23 protein-coding genes are annotated in these 22,913 nt (G+C 63.5%); 21 read left to right on the top strand and 2 right to left on the bottom strand.

From position 1 onward, the window contains the following. Positions 1–91 precede the first annotated feature (91 nt). The 18 genes from ACZ9HU_RS17975 (at position 92) to ACZ9HU_RS18060 (ending at position 16,316) form a co-directional block, all read left to right on the top strand. On the top strand, positions 92–415 hold the full coding sequence (locus tag ACZ9HU_RS17975; RefSeq protein ID WP_476106973.1) for a hypothetical protein: 324 nt from the start codon (positions 92–94) through the stop codon (positions 413–415). Between the two features lie 44 nt (positions 416–459). Further along, the gene (locus ACZ9HU_RS17980; protein ID WP_476107013.1) at positions 460–1,245 is read left to right on the top strand and encodes a DsbC family protein; all 786 of its coding nucleotides are present in this window, start codon (positions 460–462) and stop codon (positions 1,243–1,245) included. A 220-nt stretch (positions 1,246–1,465) separates the two neighbouring features. Next, positions 1,466–1,780 (top strand): hypothetical protein, encoded by a 315-nt coding sequence (locus ACZ9HU_RS17985; RefSeq protein WP_476107016.1) that lies wholly within the window; start codon positions 1,466–1,468, stop codon positions 1,778–1,780. Positions 1,781–1,901: 121 nt separating this feature from the next. Further along, positions 1,902–2,168 (top strand): type IV conjugative transfer system protein TraL, encoded by a 267-nt coding sequence (locus ACZ9HU_RS17990; RefSeq protein WP_168603471.1) that lies wholly within the window; start codon positions 1,902–1,904, stop codon positions 2,166–2,168. Positions 2,169–2,176: 8 nt separating this feature from the next. Next, positions 2,177–2,815, top strand: a complete 639-nt coding sequence (locus ACZ9HU_RS17995; RefSeq protein WP_476106974.1) for a TraE/TraK family type IV conjugative transfer system protein — start codon at positions 2,177–2,179, stop codon at positions 2,813–2,815. 202 nt (positions 2,816–3,017) lie between these two features. Beyond that, on the top strand, positions 3,018–3,704 hold the full coding sequence (locus ACZ9HU_RS18000; RefSeq protein ID WP_476106975.1) for a type-F conjugative transfer system secretin TraK: 687 nt from the start codon (positions 3,018–3,020) through the stop codon (positions 3,702–3,704). Further along, positions 3,701–5,098, top strand: coding sequence for a TraB/VirB10 family protein (locus ACZ9HU_RS18005; protein WP_476106976.1), 1,398 nt, complete (start codon positions 3,701–3,703; stop codon positions 5,096–5,098). Before ACZ9HU_RS18000 ends, ACZ9HU_RS18005 begins: the two co-directional genes overlap by 4 nt. A 29-nt stretch (positions 5,099–5,127) precedes the next feature. Next, positions 5,128–5,817: a TraV family lipoprotein gene (locus tag ACZ9HU_RS18010; RefSeq protein ID WP_476106977.1), complete on the top strand. Its 690-nt coding sequence runs from the start codon at positions 5,128–5,130 to the stop codon at positions 5,815–5,817. Then, positions 5,814–8,330, top strand: a complete 2,517-nt coding sequence (locus tag ACZ9HU_RS18015) for a TraC family protein (protein ID WP_476106978.1) — start codon at positions 5,814–5,816, stop codon at positions 8,328–8,330. The genes ACZ9HU_RS18010 and ACZ9HU_RS18015 overlap by 4 nt, the downstream gene beginning before the upstream one ends. Then, the gene (locus tag ACZ9HU_RS18020; protein WP_476106979.1) at positions 8,327–8,680 is read left to right on the top strand and encodes a hypothetical protein; all 354 of its coding nucleotides are present in this window, start codon (positions 8,327–8,329) and stop codon (positions 8,678–8,680) included. The genes ACZ9HU_RS18015 and ACZ9HU_RS18020 overlap by 4 nt, the downstream gene beginning before the upstream one ends. Then, positions 8,677–8,964, top strand: a complete 288-nt coding sequence (locus tag ACZ9HU_RS18025) for a hypothetical protein (RefSeq protein ID WP_476106980.1) — start codon at positions 8,677–8,679, stop codon at positions 8,962–8,964. Before ACZ9HU_RS18020 ends, ACZ9HU_RS18025 begins: the two co-directional genes overlap by 4 nt. Next, positions 8,961–9,620: a conjugal transfer protein TraW gene (locus ACZ9HU_RS18030; RefSeq protein ID WP_476106982.1), complete on the top strand. Its 660-nt coding sequence runs from the start codon at positions 8,961–8,963 to the stop codon at positions 9,618–9,620. The genes ACZ9HU_RS18025 and ACZ9HU_RS18030 overlap by 4 nt, the downstream gene beginning before the upstream one ends. After that, entirely contained in the window at positions 9,617–10,627 is a 1,011-nt protein-coding gene (locus ACZ9HU_RS18035; protein WP_476106983.1) for a TraU family protein, read from the top strand. The genes ACZ9HU_RS18030 and ACZ9HU_RS18035 overlap by 4 nt, the downstream gene beginning before the upstream one ends. 316 nt (positions 10,628–10,943) lie before the next feature. Next, the gene (locus tag ACZ9HU_RS18040) at positions 10,944–12,884 is read left to right on the top strand and encodes a hypothetical protein (protein WP_476106984.1); all 1,941 of its coding nucleotides are present in this window, start codon (positions 10,944–10,946) and stop codon (positions 12,882–12,884) included. Continuing rightward, a complete protein-coding gene (gene traN / locus ACZ9HU_RS18045) occupies positions 12,881–13,996 on the top strand; it encodes a conjugal transfer protein TraN (protein WP_476106985.1) in 1,116 nt (371 codons plus the stop codon). Before ACZ9HU_RS18040 ends, traN begins: the two co-directional genes overlap by 4 nt. Before the next feature lie 25 nt (positions 13,997–14,021). Beyond that, entirely contained in the window at positions 14,022–14,861 is an 840-nt protein-coding gene (locus tag ACZ9HU_RS18050) for a type-F conjugative transfer system pilin assembly protein TrbC (RefSeq protein ID WP_476106986.1), read from the top strand. Next, entirely contained in the window at positions 14,833–15,432 is a 600-nt protein-coding gene (locus ACZ9HU_RS18055; protein WP_476106989.1) for a S26 family signal peptidase, read from the top strand. The genes ACZ9HU_RS18050 and ACZ9HU_RS18055 overlap by 29 nt, the downstream gene beginning before the upstream one ends. Before the next feature lie 50 nt (positions 15,433–15,482). After that, positions 15,483–16,316, top strand: a complete 834-nt coding sequence (locus tag ACZ9HU_RS18060; protein ID WP_476107018.1) for a conjugal transfer protein TraF — start codon at positions 15,483–15,485, stop codon at positions 16,314–16,316. Positions 16,317–16,342: 26 nt separating this feature from the next. On the opposite strand, the gene ACZ9HU_RS18065 is transcribed toward ACZ9HU_RS18060, so the two are convergent. Both ACZ9HU_RS18065 and ACZ9HU_RS18070 read right to left on the bottom strand, forming a co-directional pair. Next, on the bottom strand, positions 16,343–16,741 hold the full coding sequence (locus tag ACZ9HU_RS18065) for a type II toxin-antitoxin system VapC family toxin (RefSeq protein WP_476106991.1): 399 nt from the start codon (positions 16,739–16,741) through the stop codon (positions 16,343–16,345). Further along, positions 16,738–16,989 carry an AbrB/MazE/SpoVT family DNA-binding domain-containing protein gene (locus ACZ9HU_RS18070; protein ID WP_476106994.1) on the bottom strand — a complete coding sequence of 84 codons (252 nt, stop codon included), beginning with the start codon at positions 16,987–16,989 and terminating at the stop codon, positions 16,738–16,740. Before ACZ9HU_RS18070 ends, ACZ9HU_RS18065 begins: the two co-directional genes overlap by 4 nt. A gap of 31 nt (positions 16,990–17,020) precedes the next feature. Between ACZ9HU_RS18070 and ACZ9HU_RS18075 the strand changes: the two genes are divergently transcribed. The 3 genes from ACZ9HU_RS18075 to ACZ9HU_RS18085 all read left to right on the top strand — a co-directional run bounded on the left by ACZ9HU_RS18075 (position 17,021) and on the right by ACZ9HU_RS18085 (position 22,912). Then, positions 17,021–17,608, top strand: coding sequence for a hypothetical protein (locus ACZ9HU_RS18075; RefSeq protein ID WP_476106996.1), 588 nt, complete (start codon positions 17,021–17,023; stop codon positions 17,606–17,608). Between the two features lie 85 nt (positions 17,609–17,693). Further along, positions 17,694–19,115 (top strand): conjugal transfer protein TraH, encoded by a 1,422-nt coding sequence (locus ACZ9HU_RS18080; RefSeq protein WP_476106997.1) that lies wholly within the window; start codon positions 17,694–17,696, stop codon positions 19,113–19,115. A gap of 17 nt (positions 19,116–19,132) precedes the next feature. Beyond that, positions 19,133–22,912 carry a conjugal transfer protein TraG N-terminal domain-containing protein gene (locus ACZ9HU_RS18085; RefSeq protein WP_476106998.1) on the top strand — a complete coding sequence of 1,260 codons (3,780 nt, stop codon included), beginning with the start codon at positions 19,133–19,135 and terminating at the stop codon, positions 22,910–22,912. Position 22,913 lies beyond the last annotated feature (1 nt).

Below are 22,913 nucleotides of genomic sequence, written 5' to 3' on the forward strand. Positions count from 1 at the left end.
TCCCGACGAGGGGTGTACCGACCATTTCGGCAAAATACGCCCTTCCGTCCCCAACACGCTCCGCCCAAGGCGGCGCGGCATGAGGAGGCGAATGATGCTTACGCCCTGCAAGATGATGACGGCCATGCTGGCACTCGCGCTGCCAGCCTCCTTCGCACAGGCCTGTCAGCCCCCGCAGCAAGCCGACGCGCACGGGACGAGCTGCACAGAGCCGCTCGCTATCATCAACCGGGCCGACAGCTTCATCATCACCCGGCGCTCCGTCCCGGTGGCAGAACCCTCCCCCCGCACAGCCTCATTCCTGCGCCTGCCCCCGCAACGGCTCGGCAGCAACATCTGGCTCGACAGCGAGATGCTGCAGGGAAACAATCCCTCGCCAGCGCCCCCCGTTGAGGTTCGGGAGCAAAGCAAGTGAGCCGCGCCAGCACGCTGACGGCAACGCTGCACGCCCTCCCCGCCATGCTGGCCATGGGCAGCGCGATGGCCCAAACGTCCGAACCGTCCGCCATAATCGCCAGCGCCGCTGCCGAGGCCGAACGCCAACTCCATCAGAGCTTCGCCAATCTCGCCTTCGAGGACTTCGGCCCGGCGCCTGTCAAAGGCCCGATCTATCAAGCCAGCGCGGGCAACCGCATCCTCTATTACGCCCCGCAAAGCGGGCATATCCTCTTTGCCACAGTCTATGACACCAATGGCGTCAACGTGACGGCACTGGCCGAAGGCGCCCGCGTACAAAAGCGCATCTCCGCCATCGACCCGGCCAAAGCGCTCATCCTTGGCCCGCAAGACGCCCCGACCGTCATCGAGTTCACCGATCCCGACTGCCCCTATTGCCGAGCGCTCGACCGCTTCTGGGCGAGCAAACAGGCTGAAGGCAAGCGGGTTCGACGCCTCATCTATTTCGTATCGGGGATCCATCCCGAAGCCGCCGCCAAGGCCGAGCATATCCTGTGTTCTCCTGACCCTGCGGCCAGCTTCAAGGCGCTCTACAGCGGCGCGGCGCCCGCCCCGCTTGCCACATGCGCCAAAGGCCATGCCAAGGTTGCCGATGATGCCGCGCTGGTCGCCAAAGTGGGCATCACCGGCACACCAACCCTGATCCTCGACGGCAAGCTCGTCTCCGGATTCCAGCAAGGCGAACTCGAAGCCTTTCTGGCCAGCCATGCCAAACCCGGACCCAAGACGGAGGCGGCCAAACCTCCGGCTGCTTCCCCGGCCCTCCCGGCAAAACCGGATACACGCTGATCCAGCTTCCCATTTTCTGGCGGCCGCTCCGGCGCCTGCGGGATCGCCCGCAAGCCCGGCGGATCGAAATGCCGACGCACGCGGCTCCATGAAGCCGTCCGACACGCGCGCCGGCAGCCAACGGAATTTCCCCGCGGCACAGGCTCACGGACGGCTTTCTTGCAGAGGGAATACCACCATGATCAGACTTTTTCACAAGAACCCTATCGGCGGCCGGACGATGGCACAGTTGCTGGCCCGAACCGTTTCACGCTCCGATGTCGCGCTTATCGGCCTTCTCGCTCTGGTCGCCACGACCGGCGTTGCCCATGCCTTTGCAGCGCCGGCACAGGGCGATCTGGGTTACGACATTTACGACATCGTCGTGAACAAGGGCGTCAAGGGACCGCTGGGCTTCGTCGGCGGGGTCGCCGCCTTCCTGTTCGGCGTCTCGCGCCTGTTTTCCAATATCATGATCGGTATCCCCACGATCGTGGCGGCGGTCTGTCTGATCAAGTCGGACTCGATCCTCCAGACCTTCGGCATGCTGATCTGACGCCATCGGCCCGGCGGGCGCCGATACGCCTGCCGCGCGCGAACCTCAACCGGCCCCGAACAAACGGGTCCGGCCCAACTCGGGCTTCTGTCCGGGTTCGTAAGCGGGAAGGAGAAGAGACGTGGACGAACGCCTGCCCCAATACCTCCATCGCCCGGTGCAGATCCTGTGGTTTGCCGCGGACGAGTTCGTGCTGGCGCTCTCGGGCATCTTTGTCGCCACGATTGTCGGCGGCCTGCCCGGTTGGGGTCTTGTCGCGGCTCTTCTCCTTTTCATCCCATGGAAGCGCTCCAAGCCGCGCGGTTTCCTGCCGCATCTGGCCTGGCGCTGGGGCCTCGTCTCCTTCCCCCACTATCCGGGTCCGACCCAGACCCGCTTCTTCGAATGAGGTGCGCGATGCTGTTCCCAAAACGCCATCGGCAGAACGAGGTTGATCCCCTGCTCGGCAAGCCTGCCAGCTTTGGCATCCATCGCTACCTGCAGGGCTCGGCCAATCTCTTTGAAGAGAACCGCCTGCTCAAATTCGCGATTGTCGGCCTCTTTGCCATCACGGCGGTGCTGGGCGCCGAGATCTATTCCTCCGACCAGAACCGGCGCACGGTGATCGTGCCCTTCGGCGCGGGCGGCGATCTCTATGTCACCGGCAGTGTGCCTTCGAGCGACTATCTGCGCGCGATAACCCGCAATGTAGTGGCGCTGGCCGGAACCTATTCGGCCTACTCTGCCAGCCAGCAGTTTCAGGCGCTGCTCGGCATCGCCCATCCATCGGCCTACAATGCGATGCGCGACAGTCTCAACGCCATTCTTGATGATCTTTCGGACAATCCGACACTCTCGATCGCCACCTATATCCGCGCCGATCAGCCCGTCACCTGGAGCGCCAGCGAGATCACCGTGCCGGTCGAGAAGGTGCGGGTCATCGGCGGCACGATCCGCAAATTCCGGGGCAACCTGCGCATTGGCTACGCCATCGAGAACGGTCGCTTCTGGCTCACCCATCTCATCGAGGACAAGTTCGATGCCCAAACACGCTGATCCCGCATGGTCGGTGCGCACACTGCCGCGCGCCCTTACCATCTCGCTCCTCCCTGCTTTGGCCATGACTGCAACCGGAACGCTTCGCGCCCAGAAGGCCGTGATCCAGCATTTCGCTCAGCACAATGTTGAGAAAGGCAGTGTCGGACCGCAAAAGCTCGAGCCCCAGCATGCAGCAGAATCTGCCGCCTCAGGCCGTACCATGTCCGCCCTTCCCGATCAGACCAGCACGATCCGCCTGTCCAACCGCGACGTGAACCATGTCGTGTGTCTTGGCGGCGAGATCGAGGACGTCAAATTCTCAGCCGAGAAAGCGATCGCCGTCGAAAAGGCCGGGTCGGATGCCTGGATCAAGTTTCTGGTCAAGGAAATCGACGATGCAGGCCAGGTTACCCGCAGCTATGTCACCCAGCCGTCGGAATTCTTCGTCTCATGCAACGGGGCGATCTATGCTCTCTATGCCGAGCCTTCGCAGATCCCCGCCCAGACCGTGACGCTCGCGCCGGGCAAGGCCCAGCGCGCGCGGGCCAATGACGATCTGCTCGGCCCGCTGGTCGAGGAAGAACGTGCGGTCTCGATCACGCTTGCCATGCTCCAGGACCGCATCCCCGCCAGCTTTTCGAGCGTGGCGCCGCGCGCAGGCGCGCTTGCCCTTGCCGCCCTGCCCGGTGCGCGCATCACCGAGAACCGCCGGGTCGAGATCGAGGGCGCAGGCCTTTCGGCTTCGGAATACCGGATCGAGGTTGCGGCAGACACCACGCTCGATGAACGCGCCTTCCTCAACCGCATTTTCGGCACGCGGATTTTCGCGGTGAGCGCCGACCATCTGGCGCTCAAAGTCGGAGAACCCGCCCGGGTGATCGTCGTACGCCGGGAGGCAGGCCAATGAGCAATCCTCCCCCGCCCGATCCGATGAGCGATAACGGACAGGCTGAGCAGCAAATGCCTCGTGATGCGAGCTCCTATCAGGACCAGCTCAATCGCGCCGCACAGGAAGACAGGCAAAGCACGTCACCTGACAGGGCTTCATCGCCAAATCCGTTTCCCGATTTCAGAGCACGCTGGCAGGCGCTGTCGGCCCGGAGACGGCTGCGCGTCAAGCAGGGCCTTGTCGGCCTTGCGACCTTGATGCTGGCTTACGGTCTCTACACCGCCTCCTCACCCTCAAAGAACGAGGCAGCCACCCAGGTCAGTGCAACCAAGCTGGAAATGGGAACAGGCCTGCGCGGCGACAGTCTCGAGACCAAGCTGCACGGGGACTTTCAGCAGATCCGGGAAGGCCAGCAGCAGCTTGCCGAGCGCATCACCGCCATCGAGGAAGGCAAGATCAGTCCTGCCGCAAAACCCGTCAGCGGCGCCCATGATACGGGTGAATTGCCCCCCGCGCTTCCCGATCTCGACATTCCCGCCAGCCCGCCTGTCGCCGGGCGCAGCCGGCCAGGGGAGCGCAGCGAACTCGACAGCCTGCCTCCGCCGCCCGCGAACATGTCAGTCCAGAGCACACCGCCCGCTCCCCCCGCCCCGCCGCAGGAAAAGAGCGTCGGTGCCATCGGTTCTGCCACCAGCAGCCTTCTGCCCGCCGCCGCCGATGGTTCGAGCGCGAAGGATCGGTCCCCGAATGGCGCTAAAAAAAAGACCAGGACGATCTTTTTACCGCCTGGTTTCATGAAGGCGCGGCTGCTCACCGGTATCGACGCCATGGCGAGCCGTGATGCGACGCAAAACCCCGAACCGTTGATTGCAAGGGTTCAGGCCCCTGCCGTGCTGCCCAATGACGTTAAGGCGAACCTCTCGGGCTGCTTTGTCATCGGCAATGCCACCGGCAGCCTCGCCAAGGAGAGGGTCGAGGTCCAGCTCGTCTCGCTTTCCTGTGTTGATTTTGACGAGCATTCGGTGGTCGACCAGCCGGTCAAAGGCTTCTTCGTCGATACCGACGGCAAGAAGGGCCTGTCGGGCAAGGTCGTCACCCGCGCGGGCGCGGCGCTCGCCCGCACTTTCCTCGCCGGCGCCGCCTCGGGCTTTGCGAGTGCCGTCGAAGGCAGTTTCGGCTCGACCTCGACCTCGGCGCTGGGTTCGATCCGCACGCTCAATGCAGGCGATGCCGCCAAGAGCAGCCTTGCGGGCGGCATTTCCAAATCCTCGGACAAATTGAGCGATTTCTACCTCGATCTCGCACGTCAGGCCGGTCCCATCGTCGAGGTCGGCGCCGCCAAGGACGTCGTGGTTGTGATCCAGGAGGGCGTGACCCTCGAGATCAAGCCTGCCGCCGGGGAGAGGTTCTGATGCCCCGCAACTTTTCAGGAGATCAGCCCATGCCCACGTCGATGTCCCGTGCAGGCCAGCGCCGCAGAAACCGTGCCGCCGCCCGGTTCGCCGCCCGCCGTTTTCCATGCCCGGCTCTGGCGATCGCCGCGCTGTCCCTGCTGAACGGCTGCACAACCATCGGTTCGATGATGTCGCCCTATAGCGAGAAGTTCTCCTGCAGGAACCGCGACCATGGGCAGTGCATCCATCCCGACCGGGCCTATGCCGATGCGGTCACAGGCATTCCCTCGCATTCCGATCCCGCCGTCACCCATGACAAGGCGATGCTTAAGGATCGTGCCATCACCGGCGATGCCACCGCGCCCGCTGCGCCGCAGGCAAAGACGCAGGGCAAAAAAACCGTGCCCTATCTGTCCTATCGCGACAGTCTCTACCGCGAAATGCAGGGCCTGATCGAGGCGCCGGAGACCCCGATGCTGCGCGCTGGACACACCGTGCGCACGCTCATCATGCCTTACGCTGATCGCGAGAAGCCCGACCGGCTCTATATGCCGCGCTACGTCTATTCGATCCTTGAGCGCCCGCAATGGGTGGTCGGCGACTATCTGGCAGGCTCCGCCGCGCCCGCCGCGCGCCTGCCGGTGCTGGGACAGGTGAAGGAAAAGTCTGCGGGCAATCCTGCGGCGCAGGGCGATCCCGCCCCCGTTCCCGCGCCGCCCGAAGGACAGGGCCAATGAACGCGCCTGCTCATGAAGGCGCGGGCGGCCTCACCTTCGCCCGGCTCCGGCGCGCGGTCGCGCGCGAGGCCTATAGCGACTTCCTGCCGCTCGTCGCCTGGGACGGTGAGGAACAGGCGTTCATCTGCATCGACGATGGCTGGGCCTATGGCTGGGAACTGACCCCCTCTGCCTATATGTTTTCCCATGTCCAGCAGGCGCTGACAGGCCTCCTCAATATCCATTTCCCCGAAGGCACGGTGCTGCAGCTCCATAGCCTCGCCGATCCGGTGATCGATGACGCACTCGACGCTTTCCTCGATCTCAAGACCAGGCCCGACCCGCTGATCCAGGCCTCGGCGCGGCGGATGGCCGACTATCTGCGCGCAGGCACCGACGGGCTGGATGCGCTCCGCGGTATACCCCTGCGCGACTTCCGCCTCTTCCTCTCGGTCAAGACAAGGCAGAAGCTGGGTCAGGATCTGCGGAGACAGGTCGAGGAACAACTCGCCAAACTCTCCATCCGTGCGATGGAGCCGCAGGAAACGGTCAGCCTCTATCGCCGCATCTTCAATGGCCTCACTGCCCATGCTCCGGGCCATTTTGATGATGGCGAGGATGGAGCGTTGTACCGCCCAATCCGCAAGCAGATCATCGATGCCGGACCCGACCTTGTCTTTGATGGGCCCGAAGTCTTTCTCGGCAACCAGGTCGCCCGCTGCCTGACCCCGCGCAGCCCGGCGCGCCGCATCACCGCCGAACGCGCCAACCGGCTGCTGGGCGGCATGCGCGGCGCGGCTGAAGACAGCGACCAGATCGGGGGACCGTTCCTCTTCACCCTCAACGTGCTTTTCGACCATTCGCAATTCGAGATCCACAAGCGCGCCCAGATCCTTTCCGCCCAAAAGGCCGCCGGCTCCTTTGCCGTCGAGGTCGGCAAGCAGATCGAGGAGATCAGCTGGGTGCTCGACGAGGCCGGAAGCAGCCGGTTCCTCACCATCATTCCCATCGTCTGGGTCTTTGGCAAAACCCGCGCCGAGGCCCGCGAGATGGCCGCGCGCGCCAAACGGCTGTGGGAAGCAGAACCTCTGCCCTGGATGATACAGGAGGAAAGCTACCTCAATCCGGTGCTGCTGCCGATGAGCCTGCCTTTCGGGCTCTATCCGGAAAAGCGCACGATGCGCCTGCTCGAACGCGATTTTAAAATGCCGGTGAAAGCCGCCGTCCTGCTCAGCCCGGTCCAGAGCGATTTTCGCGGCGGCGGGCGTCCGGCCCTGCTCTATGCCGGACGGAAGGGCCAGCTCGTCACACTCGACCTCTTCGATCCGCGCATCAACAATTACAATTTCATCGTCTCAGCCGAAAGCGGAGCCGGCAAAAGCTTCCTGCTCAACAATCTGTGTCAGCAATATTTTGCGCAAGGCGCACTCATCCGCATCATCGATATCGGCGGGTCCTATCGCAAGCTCTGCACGCTCTGCTCGGGCCGCTACATCGACATTGGCGAGGAACGCCTCGTGCTCAACCCCTTCGACATGGGCTTTGCCCTCGATGGCGAGGACAAGCAGTCGGCCATCTCGATGGCGGTTGCCATCGTTGCCGAGATGGCCAATGCCGCCACCCGCAAAGGCGTATCGACCTCGCAGTGGAATCTGCTCAAATCCGCCGTGCAATGGACGATCGAGAGCGGGCGAGCGCAGGACGGTATCGATGCGGTGCGCCACTGGCTCGGCGCCTACCCCGCTGAAGCAACCAGCGACCTCGACCGGGTCGAGCATCTGGTGCCCACCGCGCGCGAACTGGCCTTCAACCTGCGCGATTTTGCCTCCGACGGTGCTTACGGCCATTTCTTCAACGGTCCCTCGAGCTTCGACATTTCCCGCGACGAATTCGTGGTACTCGAACTCGAACGCCTCAAGGCCATGCCCGATCTCTTCAATGTAATCGTCATGGTCGTGGTCAATGCGGTGACGCAGGAGCTCTATCTCTCGGCCCGCGACCGGCCCCGCTTCGTGCTGTGTGACGAGGCCGCGCAATTCCTCACCCGCTCGGAAGGCCAGGATCTCTCGCGTCTCGCCGAGGCCTTCGGTCAGGGCTATCGCCGCGCCCGCAAATATCAGGGCAGCTTCGGCGTGGTGCTGCAAAGCCTCAACGACCTGCTGCTGTTTGGCGGCACCGGACAGGTGATCCTCGAGAACGCCGCAACGCGCTTCCTGCTGCAAGGCTCGACCTATGCGCAGGCAGCCGAGAACAGGATCATCGACTATTCGCCCTTCCTGCTCGACCTCCTCAAATCGGTGCGCAACGCCAAGCCCCATTACAGCGAGATCTTCATCGACAGCCCGCTGGGCGTCGGCATCGCGCGGCTTGTCGTCGATCCTTTCTCCTACTGGATCAACACCTCAGCCCCGCGCGAGGTCGCCGCTTTCGAGAGCCTGATCCGGCAGGGCGCCAGCCCGCTCGAAGCGATCTGCCATCTGGCCGGTGTCGATCCGGCCGAGATCCTCCCCAAAGAGAAGGATATGCAACCATGAACGGACGCAAGCCTCATCCCGACCAGCTGCCGATCCACTATGGTCAAAGCGAGTCCCCCCAACCCTTGCCCTCGCAGCTGGCCGCGATCGAAGCCGAACGCGAGGCGATCCGCTGGCGGCTGCGTCTCGTCTTCATCGAGAGCGTGATGATGGCCGCCCTGCTGTTGGGCGCAGGTCTCGCCATGAACCATGGTTTCCGCACCGCGCTGCAGAACGCGGTGCTGGTCGGGATCGCCTGCCTGCTGACCGGCATGCTGCTGATCGGCCTGTCGGCGCTGACGAGCCGGTTGCTCACGCGCATGTCGCTCTGGCGGCAGACGCTCCGCAAGGCGCGGAGCGACAAGCGGTGAGCGGCGGCAAGACCACGCTGCCCCGCAGCCTTGCCAGTCTGGCGCCGGTCCCAGACGATGCTGACGACCATCTGATCGAGGATCTGCTCGGCCCCTCGGGCGAGGTCGGGGCAGATGGCCAGGACCGGATGGATATGGCCGACGAAGCCCTGGCGCTGACCGCAGGGCTTGCCATCGCCTGCCTCGCCCTGGCCTCCGGCCTGCCGCCCCTCGCATCGGGCATAGCGGGCCTTCTCGCCACCTGTGCCACCGGCTTTGCAGCCAAGCCTGCGTGGCGGCCATGACCTCGCTGGCCACCATACTCCCTGGCGGCATCCGGGCCGCCGTCAGGCCCTGCGCAGTCTGGCAGCTCTGCTTGCTGGCGCTTGCCCTGCCCGGCTTCGCCCATGCCGAGGTTTCCAAAATCGGGCGGACCTTCCCGATCGCCGAGGCCGACCCGTTGAGCGAGATCGAGAGCAAGGTCGCTGCCCAGCCCGCGACAATGGCCGGCCGTTTCGGGCCGATGAACCGGTGGCAGGCCCTTCGCGCCGCTGCGCTGGCTCCCGCGCCCGTAAACCGGACCCGGTTTTCCGTGCCCTTCCACACGCTCGAGGAGGACATCCGCCTGCCCGACGGGCGCCTGCTCTACGCCAAGGGCTACACGTTTAACCCGCTCTCCTATGTGATATTGGCCCAGCACCTCATCATCGTGGCGCCGCGCGATCTCGACTGGGCGCTTACCCGCGCGAAGGAGAGCGATTTCATCCTGCTGGCGGCAGGCGGTCCTAAGGACAGCGATGCGATCACTCTGGGCAGGAAGAAGGCGCGCGCGCTCTTCATCCTCGAACCGCGGGTGAAGGAACGCCTCGGCCTGACTGTCGCCCCGGTCATCGTCCATCAGGTCGGCCAGCGCCTCCAACTCGACGAATATCGTCTGCCGCCCCGGAGGGCAGGCACATGAGGCGACCCCACCTTGCACTCGCCATCGGCGCCGCGCTCCTTGCCTCGCTCGCCGCTATCTCCAGCCCTGCCCATGCTTCGCAATGCGAGGCCGGCACCGTCTTCAACCCGATGACCAAGGTCCGCTGGTCCTGCATCTTCCCGATCACCATCGGCGGCGTGCGCATCGGCGGCGACAGACTCGACAAATCGCTCGATGCGCAAAGCGCCTCCAAACCGCTCTGCGCCTGCCGCAAGGGCGCCGGCTTCTGGTTCGGGCTCAAGGTCAGTTTCTGGTCGCCGAGCCGCATGGTCGATGTCGTGACCGAGCCGGGCTGCATGATGGGTCTCGGCGCCGACCTGATGGCAACGGGCGGCAGACTTCAGGGCAGCCAGTCCTCGATGGCCGATGGCACCAACACCCAAAAGCTCTTTGCTCAGATGCACTATTACATCGCTCCGGTCTGGAAGATGCTCGACATGTTCACCGACCTGCCCTGTTTTACCGACGAGGGTTTCGATGTCGCACTCATCACCGAGGTCATGCCGACCTGGCAATCAGGGACACTGGGCGCGATCATCCAGCCCGAGAGCATCCTGTTCGGCAATCCCGCCGCCGGCCTTGCCTGCATGGCCGACAGCGCAGCGGCGGCCGCGGGCACCACGCTCGATCCCTTGTTCTGGTGCATGGGCAGTTGGGGCAACACTTATCCCATCGCGGGCGACATCCATTTCAGCGACAGTGTCGAGGCCTGGGCCGGCCTTGCCGCACGCGGCATTTTCATGATGGGGCGGCTGGGTCTTTCGACCATTTCCTCATCGGATGGCTGTTCGTTCAAGGCCCAGCCGATCTGGACCAAGAGCCGCTACAAGCTCCAGATCATGGAGCCGGTCAAAGGCGGCAAATGCGTCAATATCGGCCGCCCCGGTTCGCTCTGGACCTCGGCCAAACACGCACCGGGCAAGGACAATGCCCAGTTCATGGTCTTTGAGAAGACGATCTGCTGCGCAGGGATTGCCACGCCATGAGCACCCCTCTTCCCCCATTCTGCGAAGCCGAGCCGGGCCTGGATCGGTCTGCCCGCCACAGCCCCCCTGGCAGTCCGGCTTACTGCGCAGAAGGAGCGACGCCGCCGCCTCTCAGCGGCGTCGCTCCACCCCTTTTTCTTAGCATCGAGACCGAGCCATCTGCAACCCGAATACAGCAAGTGGTTCCGGTCGCGGTTCTGACCTGTTTTGAAGGGCAGGCCGTCTTCCGGATCGTGGCGAGCGAAGAACCCGCACTCCCGCACGACATGCTGTTTCGCCTGCGCAAGGGACAGCGCCTGGTAACAGGAGGTACGCGATGACCAGTACTTTTCGCCTGTCGCTCGCCCTTCTCCTGAGTGCCATCAGCCTCATGATCGCCGATGTCGCCAATGCCCAAACCATGGAAGATCGCGCCCGCGCCGCCGCTTCCGCCGCGCAGGGCAAAAGCAGCACCAGCGACACACTGCGCCAGAATTACCTTACCCCTGCTCTGGCGGGCAATGCCGTCAGCACTATCGATGGCAGTCAGAGTTTCACCCCCACCATCGCCTGCCAGAAAAGCGCGACCATGCTCGAACTGCTCGCCCAGCCCGCGGCCAGCGGCGATATCGCTACGCTTACCATCTCGCGCGACAGCAATCTCGACGGTTCCTTCGATGAGGTGCTGAGTGTGCCCCGGCCGGTCTCAGGCATCTGCGCCAATGGCATCATCGCCTGCGATCCTGGAAGCTGGAACAATTGCCGGAATTTCCAATGGGCGACCGGAACAACCGGCAACCTCAAGCTGGCCGAAGTCGATCTCACCCAGCTGGCGGGCTGCTATTGCATCAATAATGCCTGCGGCGCCAATCTGGCCTGGGGCAATATTGCCTCGATCCTGAAGGATCTGGGCGGCGGCGTGGTGGGCGCGCTCACCTCGGCAGACCCGCGCATCGGGGTGCTCGAAGCCAGCGTCGATGGCCCGCTCATCCGCTACAGCGGCGCGCAGACCACCGCCTGCACATCAAGCCCTTCGCTCACCGCCAGCAGCTATGCGGCCAATCCATCGGCGCTCTCGGGCGACGCCTATAGCGCCGCGCAGAGCAGCGGTGTCTTCCAGACGCTCGCCGGATCGCCCGTCGGGACCGGCAGAACCTCAAGCACACGCGATTGCGCGATCACCCGCGATCTGACGCTGACGGCCATCTCACTCGAGGATGTCATCCAGCGCAGCTCGGGCGGCTATGCAACTTCGAGCCCAACGCCCGGCAGCGCCGATTTCCTGACAGGTTCGCCCGGCGACAACACACTCTATGGCGGCTCCTGCGCCCTCTTCGATTATCCTATAACGCTTCATGTCGAGAAACCCGAGCGACTTAAATCCGTCACCATCCCCGCGTGGTTCGCCGATGACTGGGGGCAGGTTCGCATCGATGGCGAGCTGATTTCCTATGGGCCCGGCGCATGGACCGGTTCCGGCAATCCGCCCGGATCCTGCGATCGCGGGCGCACCAGCTATTTCTACCCGAACATCGACCTGATGCCCTGGATGACCAAAGGCGATCATACCATTGTCCTGCGCGTCGCGGTGGGCGACCGCGGCGAGGGTAACCTTCAGGTCCATGCCGAAGTCGATACGTCCTGCGAGCTTGGCGAAACGCTTACAGATGCCTGCATGGGCAATGCCGCCGATACGTCCTGCACGCTCAAGAGCGAGAGTGTCGATGGGGTCGAGACCTTCCGCAATGGCGTCGCCACCGGCCTGCGACCTCTGGCCCAGACCAGGATTGTGAGTTCCGTTGCTTGCTCACAAAGCGTGACGCGCAGCTTTTTCGAGAAGGAGCGGCGCTATCAATGCGTAGCCTCTACCGCCACACCCGATCTTTCGCGCGCGACCTATATTATCGACCATTCGAGCCCAAGCCTGCTCGCCGACCGCATCACCGCTGCCGATGGTACAATTTCGACGACTACCCGCGCCTTTGCCCTGCCGGGCCAGGCTTCGGTGGCGAGTTGCGAGGCCATCTGCAAGACCCGCACGCCCAAAGCCAACAATGACACTGCGGTCGATGGGGTCGTGGGTACAAAACAGAATGCGCCGACCGGCTATGACATATTCTACCATAGCTGCGGCAGCGACAATGTCTGTCCGCTCGGCGCGGGCGAGGAACTCGTCAGTGCCTGCGGCTGCCTCGATGATTTTCCCGAAGCAGCGGTCATGATGCAGAGCCTGCGTCTCGGCGGGGCCGATCTTGTCTGCACGGCGAGCCGGCGATGAACCGCGCGCCTTCCCTGCCCCGACCGCTCATCCGGCGCATGGTCCTGCCCGCGCTGCTCGGGGCAAGCTGTCTGGTCCTCGTCATGCCTGCCCGGGCGCAGACCTCGCAACTTTGCGCCGCCGATCTCAACGGCAATGGCGATGCTGCGGATCCCGGCGAGATCGCCAACTGCACAGCCATGGCGGGCTATGCCTATCTCTGCCCACTCGGACGGACGGATTGCACCACCGATGCGCAGGGCGCCTATAGCTGTCCGCTCGGCAGCCAGTATCAATGCCTGACGCCCGAAAGCGGCGGGACGCCCGCCTGCTCACCCAATGCCTGCACCCCCAGCGCCGGCGCGATCACCACCAGCCCGGTGATCGACGATCCGGGCGTCGCCAATGACGGGACACTCGATGATGCAGGCAATTGCACCGGCGCGATCGAGATCTTTTCCGGGCGGGCTTTGCGCTGCCGACCGGCGGGCCTGCTCACGACATTTTCCAATTGCTGCCGTAATCGCGGATCAATCATCAAGGACGGGACCGGCTCGGCTCTCACCTCGCTCTCGACCAAGATCGCTGTGGCCAAGGGCGTGTTTTCCGGGATGCGGGCAGCCTATGCCGCCTTCCAGGCGGGGGCTTCGGCCAGTCAGGCGGCAAGCGCAGGGGCCGGCGCCATTATCGGCATCGATCCCACCTCGCTCGCGATCAGTCTGGCGATCAATCTCGTCCTCGAATTCCTGCTCTCGGGCTGCGATCAGCAGGACATGGAAGCGGGCATCCTGCGCGGCTCGGGCATGTGCCACGAGGTCGGCGCCTGGTGTTCTTCGAACATCCTTGGCATCTGCATCCAGAAGTCGGTCGGCAATTGCTGCTTCAACACCAAGCTTGGCCGGATCATTCAGGAACAGGGCCGCCCACAATTGAAGTCCTTTAACCGCATCGGCTGGGGCAGCCCCAAGGACCCTTATTGCCGGGGCTTTACGGCGGAAGAGTTTCAGGCGCTCGACTTCAGCAGGATGGATCTCTCCGAATATTATTCGGACCTGACCGCCAAAACCCAGAGCAACATCCAGATCGACATGAAGGAGCGGATCGATGCCTATATGCAGACGGTCATACCCTAGGTTTTGCCTCGCGCTTGGCCCGGCCATGCTGACCACCGCCACACTGGCACAGGCCCCGGCCGCGCCCGGCAATTATCGAGTGAACACGCAGGCGCAAGGCGATGCCGCGATGAAGCGCCTGAAGGCCGCCATCGCCGCGCAGCAAAAGCGCCGGCCTGGGACCGGAACACCGCAGCCCGTTCTGCCAGCCATCGCCTTGCCTTCGGCTCCCGACAACAAGGCCCGCCGAGCCTTTGAAGGATTTCGTCAACGCTCCCCCTCGCCCGCTATGGAAACCCGCGCCCGCGCGGCACTGAATGCTGGCCGCGCCGGGCTTGCCGCAAGCCGCGAAGCCATGGCGAAACGTGTGGCCCAGGCGCTGGGCCTGGAGGCCCCCGATCGCGCGGCGCTTGAAGGTGCCATCGCCCCCACCGGCCCCAAGGCCTATGTCCCTGTGCTGTTTGCCTCCTCCTCGATGCCGCTTTCCCAGCTTCGCGCCTATGCCGGGCAGCTTGAACCTGTCGGCGGGGTGATCGCTTTTCGGGGGATGGTGGGCGGCATGGGCCGCGTCGGCCCGATGGCGAAACTGGTCGCTCAGGCCCCGCGCCTCGATCCCGGCTGCGAAGGGCCTGCCTGCGCGATGCGCAAAGTGCAGGTGATCGTCGATCCGCTGATCTTCCGTCAGCATGATGTGCGCCAGGTCCCGGCCCTCACCCTGATCCCGGGCGATCCCACCCTGCCCTATTGCGAGCGCGAGGAGGACAGCGAGCGCGGCGCTCATCTCATCTATGGCGACGCTTCCCTCTCCGCACTGCTCGATGAATATGGCCGCCTCGGCGGCAAAGAGGAGGTCCGCGATGTTACGACGCGTCTGGAACGCCGGTAAGCGCCTCTGGCCTGAGGTCAGGCTGCTCCCCTTACGCGCCTCTGTCGCGCTGGGCAGCGCGGGGCTTGGCGAGCCACCACGCCCGCAGCAGCTCTGGAAAGCCTGTGGCATCGTCCTGCCGATCGGCCTTTTTACCTGGTATGCTCTTCCCGGCATAACACTGGTCGCCAGCCCTTCGATCGATGCCTATCTGGTCCATGCCGCGCCCGGTCCGATCCGGCGCGGGGATCTGGTGTCTTTCAAGCTCTCCCATCCGCTCGCCGGTCCCGCGCCCGTCGATGTCACCAAATATGTCCTGTGCCTGCCCGCCGACAGGATCGCGATGGTCGAGCGGCCTTCCCCGATGCATCCCGGATTTCAAGACGGCTGGTATTATTGCAATGGCAGGCTGCTTGGCTCGAGCCGGCCTGTCGGGAGCAAAGGTCAAAAGTTGGCGCACTGGCAGCCGGCCTACGCGGTCATTCCGGCAGGCTATGTCTATGTGGGCTCGGGCCATCCCCGTGGTTTCGACAGCCGCTATTACGGGCCCATCGCCATCTCCGGCCTGCACCGCATGGAGAAAGTGCTGTGAACCCGCTTATTCGCGCCGGGCTGCTCGCAGTAACTCTTGTCCATGCTCCAATGGCACTCGCGCAAAGTGCACCGTCCAGCCGGCCCGGCGCGCAGGGCTATTGGTGGTATCAGCCGCGGCCCAGGCCCGCAGCAGATGAACCTGCAAGTGAGCCGGATGAACTGGCAAAGCCCGCCATCCCGCCGATGGCCGAACTTGCGCGCCTGTCCCCGGCAAAAATCCGCAAGCTGATCGAGGCGCAGCGCGATTATGCCGCCACGGTCCTGAGTGTCGAGGCGGTCGCCGATTTCTGGAAGCTGGAGGATTTTGCCCGCCGCAAGGCCCGCGCCTTTGCCGGGGTCACCCAGATCGCCATGCTCGCGCATCCCGAACTCAATTCGAAATCGGCCAATCCGATGGTGGGCGATGCGCGCGACCGGATGACCGCGCAAAAGGACGCTTTGCGCCGCCAGTATCTGCGCGCCCATGGCAGCGAATTCGCGCTGGTCATGTTCTCGCGCGCATCCTGCGCCTATTGCCGCGTACAATGGCCAATCCTCCAGCGGTTTCAGGAGGAGACGGGCTGGCAGGTCTCGCGGATGGATCTCGACCAGCGCACTGACCTTGCCGCCCGTTTCGGGGTCGAAGTCACGCCCACCACCATGGTCATTCGCCGCAATTCGTCCCAGCGCATGGTGATCGCCAATGGCGTCGAGGCCTATCCCAATCTCATCCAGACCGCCTATAATGCCGTGCGCCTGCTCACAGGGGATATCAGGCCCGAGCAATTCCTGACCGGGGCCGGCGAAGAGGACGGGTTCTTCGATGCACTCGCCAACGGGCCGGTATCGGCCAGCGATCCGCGAGTGATCGGCGGCGATATGGTGAGCGGGAAGAGGCCGTGACAGAAGCGACCATCAGGCAGTTGGCTTCACTGAGGCAGCAAGACCTTCACGCCCTGCGCCCGCAGCAGGGAAACGGCTTTGCGGTCGAAGGAGGCAAATGTCTCGCCATCGAGCCATTGTCCGCCTTGCGCGATCACGCCATCTGCAAAATCACCTCCTGCATCCAGCATGGCAAGCCCCGCTTCAACAGCAGGCCCATCGACGGAGACATTGTCACCGCCGGTCAGCAATCGAAGAGCGTGAGCAATCTCTACGGATGCAAATCCGTAGGCCCGCCCCATGACCCAGCAAAACTCGCACAGGGCCATAACCGGCATCGCTACCAGTTCAGCACGTTCGAGCAAGTTTTGGGCAATTCGGGTCTGTTCAGGATCATCTGCGGCGACGGCACGCACCAGGACATTGGTATCGGCGGTAATCTTCACGGCTCACCCGCCCAACCCTTGGCGATCACTTCATTCATTTCCTCAATCGAGATGACCCGCTGGCCTTCTCTTTTCAGCAAGCCGAAGGCATCGGAAATCTTGCCCTTGGGCCGCTCGGCCGCAACCTCAATCCGGCCATTGGGCAGCTTCTGCACAGTAATCTTCGATCCGGGATGGATTCCCAGGTGCTGGAGCAGATCCCTCCTGAGAGTGATCTGGCCCTTGGTCGTGACGGTCAGAGTGGTCATGGCTTATTTCCTTAGCAGCCTTGCCAAGGTAATGCAAAAACGCCTTACCATCAAGATTCTTGTCCTGCTTCTTGCGGTTCCATGGATAGCCCCCTTGTCGGCCCGCCCCATCACCCGCGCCGATGCTGCCCGCGCAGCAATCCATCCCGTCCATGATGCAGCCCAGATGCAGGCATGGCTCGCTCGTGTGCCTGTAACCCGCGACTTCCCGCCCGACTTTGCCGAAACCCTTTTCAGCACAGCCTCGCTCAACGTGATCGAAATGACCACCGCGTCAGGCTGCTTCCCCTGCGCCGACCTCTGGGCAAGGCTGGGCGAGTTTCGCGCCCGCTATCACTGGCAGGTGCGGATCATAAGCCGCGATGAAGCCATGCTGCGCTCGGGTAGGCTCGGCCTGCCATGGGTGGGACATCCGGTCGCCTGGGTCAGGCCCGCCAATGACGAGCGACGAGCCATCCCTATTGCCATCGGCGCCGATCACCTCGCCAATCTGGCGCGCAATGCCTATCTGGCAACCAAGATGCTCGCAGGTGTCAGGCCCGATGTCGGTCTTCGCGCCATGGCCAAATATACCGGCATCGTGGGTACCGACAGCCAGCCGCAAAGGCGCGGCCAATGATGCAAAAAACTTTCCCCTCGCAATCGACGATGCCGCGCAGGGCGGGCGTGCATCCTCATCCCTTCCCCAGTCGAAGAGGCCCGCCATGCCCAAAACCCGCCCGATCCTGAACCTTCCCCTTGCTGCCCTGCTGACAAGCTGCGCCGCCAGCGAACCGGCCTTCGCGCAAAGTTGGACCGAAAGCTGGTTCGACAATGCGACCTACAGTTCCCCCGGCAGCTTCAGCGATCAGACGCGCGGCTATGTTACCGCAGGGGGCATGTCAGGGCGCTTCGATGTCCATGACGATTATCTGATGTCGCTCTCGCTGCCCAAGGTCAAAGCGGGCTGCGGCGGCATCGACATGTTTCTGGGCGGCATGTCCTTCCTCGATCCCGATTACCTTGTGCAAAAGCTCGAGAGCATCCTGCAGGCAGCTCCTGCCGTTGCCTTCCAATACCTGCTCGAAACGCTCGACGAGAAGATGGGCAACATCATCTCAAAGATGGAGGCGGCAACCAATTACCTCAACTCGATCCAGGTCAATGATTGCCGCCTTGCCAACCGCATGGTCCAGATGGCGCGGGGCGATGATAATATGAGCGGGATCATCGAGGAGATGACCGGCTCCAAATCGGTCTCGGCTGGTTTTGCCAAAAGCTATCAGCAGAGCCGGGAGAAGCTCAAAGCCAACAATGGCAATCCGACCGAGGACCTGAAGGAGGCTCTGGAAAACTGCCCGACCGAAGTCACTGACATTTTTCGGACCGGCTCACTGCTCGCCCATGCCGCCCAGCGCGTGGGCGCGGGCGACTGGGCAGGCGTGATGCGCGCCCGCGTGGGCGATGTCTATATGCGCTGGGACGCAAATGACAAAGTACCGGTCTTCTCGGCAATCCCGGCCTGCCCGCATCAGGACAGTGACACGCCCGAGGATTTCCTGACCGGCAAGGTGCAGACGCGCAGCATTAATGTGCCTGCAACCGCCTCGGACTGTTCGGCGCAGGGCGGCAAGGGCGCCCTCGAACTGGCCCGCGAGCGCATGGCCTCGATCAGCGCAAAGATCCGCACCCGCGCCGGGCTGACATCGGAGGAAAAGCAGTTCGTCGCCAATGTGAAGACCATGCCGGTCTATCGCCTGCTCGAATGGGGCGTGCGGCAGGGCGTACCTGATTCCGTGATCTCCGACACCGATCAACTGGTGGCCCTGAGCCTAGCCTATCAGATGCTCAACGACCTGACCCGTTCGATCGACTTTACGCTGACCAATGCAGAACGCGGAGCCACGGTGGCCGGAGCTGCCAGTTCCGAGAGCAGCAAGATCTGCCAGACAAAGATTCTCTCGAAGGGGATCGAACAATTGCGTGATCTGCGCGAGGACGTGCTGCGCCAGCGCGCGCAGATGCGCCAGTCCTATCTTGCCGCCCTCAGTCAGGCCAATCTTTCGGCCAGCTACGCCGGGCTTCTGCGCCAGCGCGACCGCGATGCCCGCGAAGCCGCAGGCACCGCCGCCTATCGCAACCGCTGATGGGAAGGCCCCTGCCTATGCGCCAGATCCTTTCGCGCCGTCGCCGTCGTAACGCCTGCTACCGGATCGCCGCCGGACTGCTGACCGCGCATCTGGCTCTGCTCGGCAGCCCGGCCCACGCGCTGGACGCGAGTTTCTACAGTTACGATGGCTTTGCTGAAACGGTCGATGCCTTCCATCTCGTCTCGCTGATCTTCGCCGACGCGCGCTACGAGACGCTGGTGGTGATCTGCGCGGTGGCCGGGATCGCGCTGGGCGCGCTGCTCGCCGGCATTCGCGGACAGGGCATGGGCATCGTCGCCTTCGGCTTTCAGATGCTGTTCGGCATCGGTCTCTTCGTCGGCCTCGTCTCGACGACCGGTACCGTCCACGTCTATGACAAGGTGCGCAATGCCTATCAGAGTGTCGACGGTGTTCCCAATCTCATCGTGATGGTCGCGGGCACCACCAATCTGATGGAGCGTGCACTGTCCGAGGTGATCGATGACAACACCACCGATCCCAATGCCAAGCTCGAATTCGGTGCGGGCGGCCATGCCTTCGACCTGTTCCTCAATGCCGTCTCACCGCGCGGGCCGATGGCTGACACCTTTCTTGAAGCGACGATCAGGGATTATGTCCGCCAGTGCTACCCGGTCGCCCGAACCTCAGGTTCCTACCCTGTCGATGATGACCAGCTTTTTCGCAGCACAACCAACCTGCCCGCCAGTTTTGCCGCGATGGCTGGTCCCGCCACCTACAGCACCGTCTATTCCGCGACCGATAAGGGCGGCACCACGGTCACCTGCGCCGAGGCCTGGGATGCGATCCAGACGCGCCTGTCCGACCCAACGCTTTTCGACAATTATGCCAAGCAGGTCTGCGCCCGCACCGGCTATGATGTGGGCGATGTAGGGCAGCTTTCGCGCTGCCGCAGCAATCTGGGCCAGATGGGTGACATGATGATGGGCACCTCGCTCACCATGCAGGCGCTGATGAGCGATATCATGCTGGGCAATGCCGTTGGCGATGTCCTCTTCGAGGATAGTCCGGCAACCGCTTCGCGCGTCATGGCCAATCGCGCGGTGATCTCGGGTGGGCTGGCCTTGATGTCGGTCGCCAATGAATGGATGCCCACTATCCGCGCAACGGTGTTTGGCATCATGCTGTTTATGACGCCGATCGCGTTGATGTTCATCCTCACCCCGATCAATCTGCGGGTGGCCAGCTTTGCCTTGGGGCTTTTCGTTTTTGTCGCGCTCTGGGGCGTCATTGATGCAGGCATCTATCAGCTGACCCTCGGACGGGCGATGGCCGTATTGGCCGAGATGCGCTCGAACCATCTGGGTGCCAATGCCTGGCTGCTGGCTCCCTCTTCGGCGATGAAGGCGCTGGCGATCTTCGGCTCCTTCCGCATGGCGGCGGCCGGCGTGGCGGGCGCCTTTACCTTCACCGTCTTCCGCTTCTCGGGCAATGTGTTCTCCTCTTTCACCGGCGAGGCGCTGCAGGCGCAAGGCATGGCCAGCGCTGCCGCAGCCCCGCTGATGACGAAGGAAGGCTATGCTTCCGCGCTTGAGGCTCAGGCTTCGGCAGGCGGAACCATGGCCAGGAGCGCCGCGTCATCCACCTTCGGGGACTTTGGCGAGCGCAGCAATTTTGGCGCCAATCGAAGTTTTGGCATGGCCGGAACCGTGATCGGCGAACATGGTGGCGCTCTGGCAGGTGGTGCCGCTTTTGCGCTTGGCGGGATCGATGCTTCGCGTGAATTGGGCGGTCTCGCCCCCGCGCTGGCCGGGCGCGATCTGGCCGATCCGGCCAGCGCGCAGGCGGTGCGCGCCAATGCCGCCACCGGGGCCATCCATAATTTTGCCGAGAAGGATGCGCTGCGGCGTCTTGGGACGGGATATTTCGGAAATGGGCAGGCAGGCGAACGCGCCTTTGCCGCTTTCACCCAGAATATGGTGCAGTGGAAGGCCTTTGGCGACACCAATGCCTATGACATGATGATGTCCGGTGCGCAGCGGCATTTTGAGCGCGGCGGTTATGAAGCCAAGGACGCCGCACTCAAGGCCTCTACCGTGATCGCTCAGGCCTCAGCAGACCCGACCTTGGCCAAGCTCTCGGCCAATGCTTTCGATCAGGAGCAGATGCTGCGCAACGATCTCACAGGCGCGCAGGTGAATGCTGGCGCGATGGAAGGACGCCGGGATTTTGCCGGAAACCGGGTTGCGGCCAGCGAACGCAGCAATGTCGCAACCGAACAGGCCTGGCGCAGCGGCTCAAATGCGGGCCAGCGGCAGGCCGCATCCATGCTTGGATTGCCGCTCGACGAGGCCAGCCGCAAGATCAGCTTCATCAACACGCTGGCAGGAGAAGCCCGTTCTTCGGCGGTTACCCAGTTGGCGCGAAGCACCGGACGCAACGAGGCGCAGGTCGAACGCGCTTTGGCGACCTATCATGCTGCCAGCCAGCTTGGCACCGCCGATGGCGCCAATGCCGAGGCGGCGCGCGAACATACCAGCATCTATGGACGTAGCCATGAGGCCTCTCGCTACGATTTTGCCGAAAGGGCGGGTAAGCTCGATGCTCAGCGTGAGGTGGGGCCTGCAGGCACCCGCTCGGCGGCGCACATCGGCGAAGCAAGGCGGCAGGCCGACAATACCGGTTTTGCCCAAGGAGCCGCAGTTGCCGGCGCATCGGTGCGCGAAGCGGCCCGGCTCGACGGTTTCATTCAGGCGCTGGGGCGCACATCGGGCAATCAGACCGACATGGCGGAAGGCGGTGCCACTGGCATTGCCGATCGCGCACGCAACGAAAGGCTCGGCCGGATTATCGAGCAGGAACGCCTCACCCGCATGCAGAAGCTGCTGGGCGAACACGGCGTTAATCTGTCGCGGCGCCAGATCGCGATGGATCAGAATGGCGATCTCAACCTCAATCTCTCGCCCGAAGGCGCAGCAGCGATGTGGAAGGGAGGGCTGATCAACGAAAACCAGCTCGGCGCCCTTGCCAATGGCGGGCGGGCGCGGTTCAGCTTTGCCCATAACGATCTGCTTGTCTCGAGCAGCGCCGGGTTCAGCCAGTCGGCCCGCTCGGACACCAGCACCCGTTTTGAGGCGGGCAAGCAGGCCGGGCCCGATACGATAGAGCATTTCCTCAGTGGCGGCCAGCAGGGTCAGGCGATGATGGAAGGCTGGCTCAGAGGCGGGTTCGAGATGGACCGCAAGGGGCAATGGCGTTTGAAGCCTCAGGTCGCCGACACGCTCCAGCGCGATGTTCAGGCGATCATCGCGCAGACCGGATGGACCCGCTCACTCTCGCGCTCGGCGCAGGATCAGACTTCGACAGGGACCGACATCAATGCCGGGATTTCCGGGTCGGCGGGGCGGCAGCTTGCTGGCGGGACTGGCAAGGCGGGTGGTCGGGCAGCAGGCGGTTCGATTGGGGCAAATGTCAGCGGGAGTGTCGGCTTCCAAAGTTCGGATCGTGGGATGACCTCAGAAAGCGCAGATGCCAAAATCGATATCGTCAATTACGATGTTCGCCATGCAATTGCCGCTGCCGAACGCAAGGCCGCCCAATCCCAAACACCGACCGAAACCTTCACAAGTGAATTGCGCAATCAGATTCTAGGCAAGGATGGTCTGCGGAGCCGCTACCTCAATCACGCGGATGCAGGTCGAGGAACGTTCGACATCACCGCCCCATTGACCTCAATGGAGCAATCATCGGTATTGAAGGCTGGCCGCTTCTCAACTGATACAGGCCATGGATCAGGGGATGGTGACAATGATTCCAAAGATCGTCATGATGATTGAT

Source organism: Novosphingobium sp. Sphag1I (assembly GCF_056279125.1).

Excerpts from the sequence above, each read along its gene's own strand:
- ACZ9HU_RS18085 (WP_476106998.1), top strand. The coding sequence starts at position 19,133 with ATGCGCCAGATCCTTTCGCGCCGTCGCCGTCGTAACGCCTGCTACCGG.
- ACZ9HU_RS18050 (WP_476106986.1), top strand. The coding sequence starts at position 14,022 with ATGCTGACCACCGCCACACTGGCACAGGCCCCGGCCGCGCCCGGCAAT.
- traN (WP_476106985.1), top strand. The coding sequence starts at position 12,881 with ATGAACCGCGCGCCTTCCCTGCCCCGACCGCTCATCCGGCGCATGGTC.
- ACZ9HU_RS17980 (WP_476107013.1), top strand. The coding sequence starts at position 460 with ATGCTGGCCATGGGCAGCGCGATGGCCCAAACGTCCGAACCGTCCGCC.
- ACZ9HU_RS18010 (WP_476106977.1), top strand. The coding sequence starts at position 5,128 with ATGCCCACGTCGATGTCCCGTGCAGGCCAGCGCCGCAGAAACCGTGCC.
- ACZ9HU_RS18000 (WP_476106975.1), top strand. The coding sequence starts at position 3,018 with ATGTCCGCCCTTCCCGATCAGACCAGCACGATCCGCCTGTCCAACCGC.
- ACZ9HU_RS17975 (WP_476106973.1), top strand. The coding sequence starts at position 92 with ATGATGCTTACGCCCTGCAAGATGATGACGGCCATGCTGGCACTCGCG.
- ACZ9HU_RS18070 (WP_476106994.1), bottom strand. The coding sequence starts at position 16,989 with ATGACCACTCTGACCGTCACGACCAAGGGCCAGATCACTCTCAGGAGG.
- ACZ9HU_RS18060 (WP_476107018.1), top strand. The coding sequence starts at position 15,483 with ATGGCACTCGCGCAAAGTGCACCGTCCAGCCGGCCCGGCGCGCAGGGC.
- ACZ9HU_RS18015 (WP_476106978.1), top strand. The coding sequence starts at position 5,814 with ATGAACGCGCCTGCTCATGAAGGCGCGGGCGGCCTCACCTTCGCCCGG.
- ACZ9HU_RS18035 (WP_476106983.1), top strand. The coding sequence starts at position 9,617 with ATGAGGCGACCCCACCTTGCACTCGCCATCGGCGCCGCGCTCCTTGCC.
- ACZ9HU_RS18080 (WP_476106997.1), top strand. The coding sequence starts at position 17,694 with ATGCCCAAAACCCGCCCGATCCTGAACCTTCCCCTTGCTGCCCTGCTG.
- ACZ9HU_RS17995 (WP_476106974.1), top strand. The coding sequence starts at position 2,177 with ATGCTGTTCCCAAAACGCCATCGGCAGAACGAGGTTGATCCCCTGCTC.
- ACZ9HU_RS18055 (WP_476106989.1), top strand. The coding sequence starts at position 14,833 with ATGTTACGACGCGTCTGGAACGCCGGTAAGCGCCTCTGGCCTGAGGTC.
- ACZ9HU_RS18020 (WP_476106979.1), top strand. The coding sequence starts at position 8,327 with ATGAACGGACGCAAGCCTCATCCCGACCAGCTGCCGATCCACTATGGT.
- ACZ9HU_RS18075 (WP_476106996.1), top strand. The coding sequence starts at position 17,021 with ATGCAAAAACGCCTTACCATCAAGATTCTTGTCCTGCTTCTTGCGGTT.
- ACZ9HU_RS18030 (WP_476106982.1), top strand. The coding sequence starts at position 8,961 with ATGACCTCGCTGGCCACCATACTCCCTGGCGGCATCCGGGCCGCCGTC.
- ACZ9HU_RS18040 (WP_476106984.1), top strand. The coding sequence starts at position 10,944 with ATGACCAGTACTTTTCGCCTGTCGCTCGCCCTTCTCCTGAGTGCCATC.
- ACZ9HU_RS18005 (WP_476106976.1), top strand. The coding sequence starts at position 3,701 with ATGAGCAATCCTCCCCCGCCCGATCCGATGAGCGATAACGGACAGGCT.
- ACZ9HU_RS17985 (WP_476107016.1), top strand. The coding sequence starts at position 1,466 with ATGGCACAGTTGCTGGCCCGAACCGTTTCACGCTCCGATGTCGCGCTT.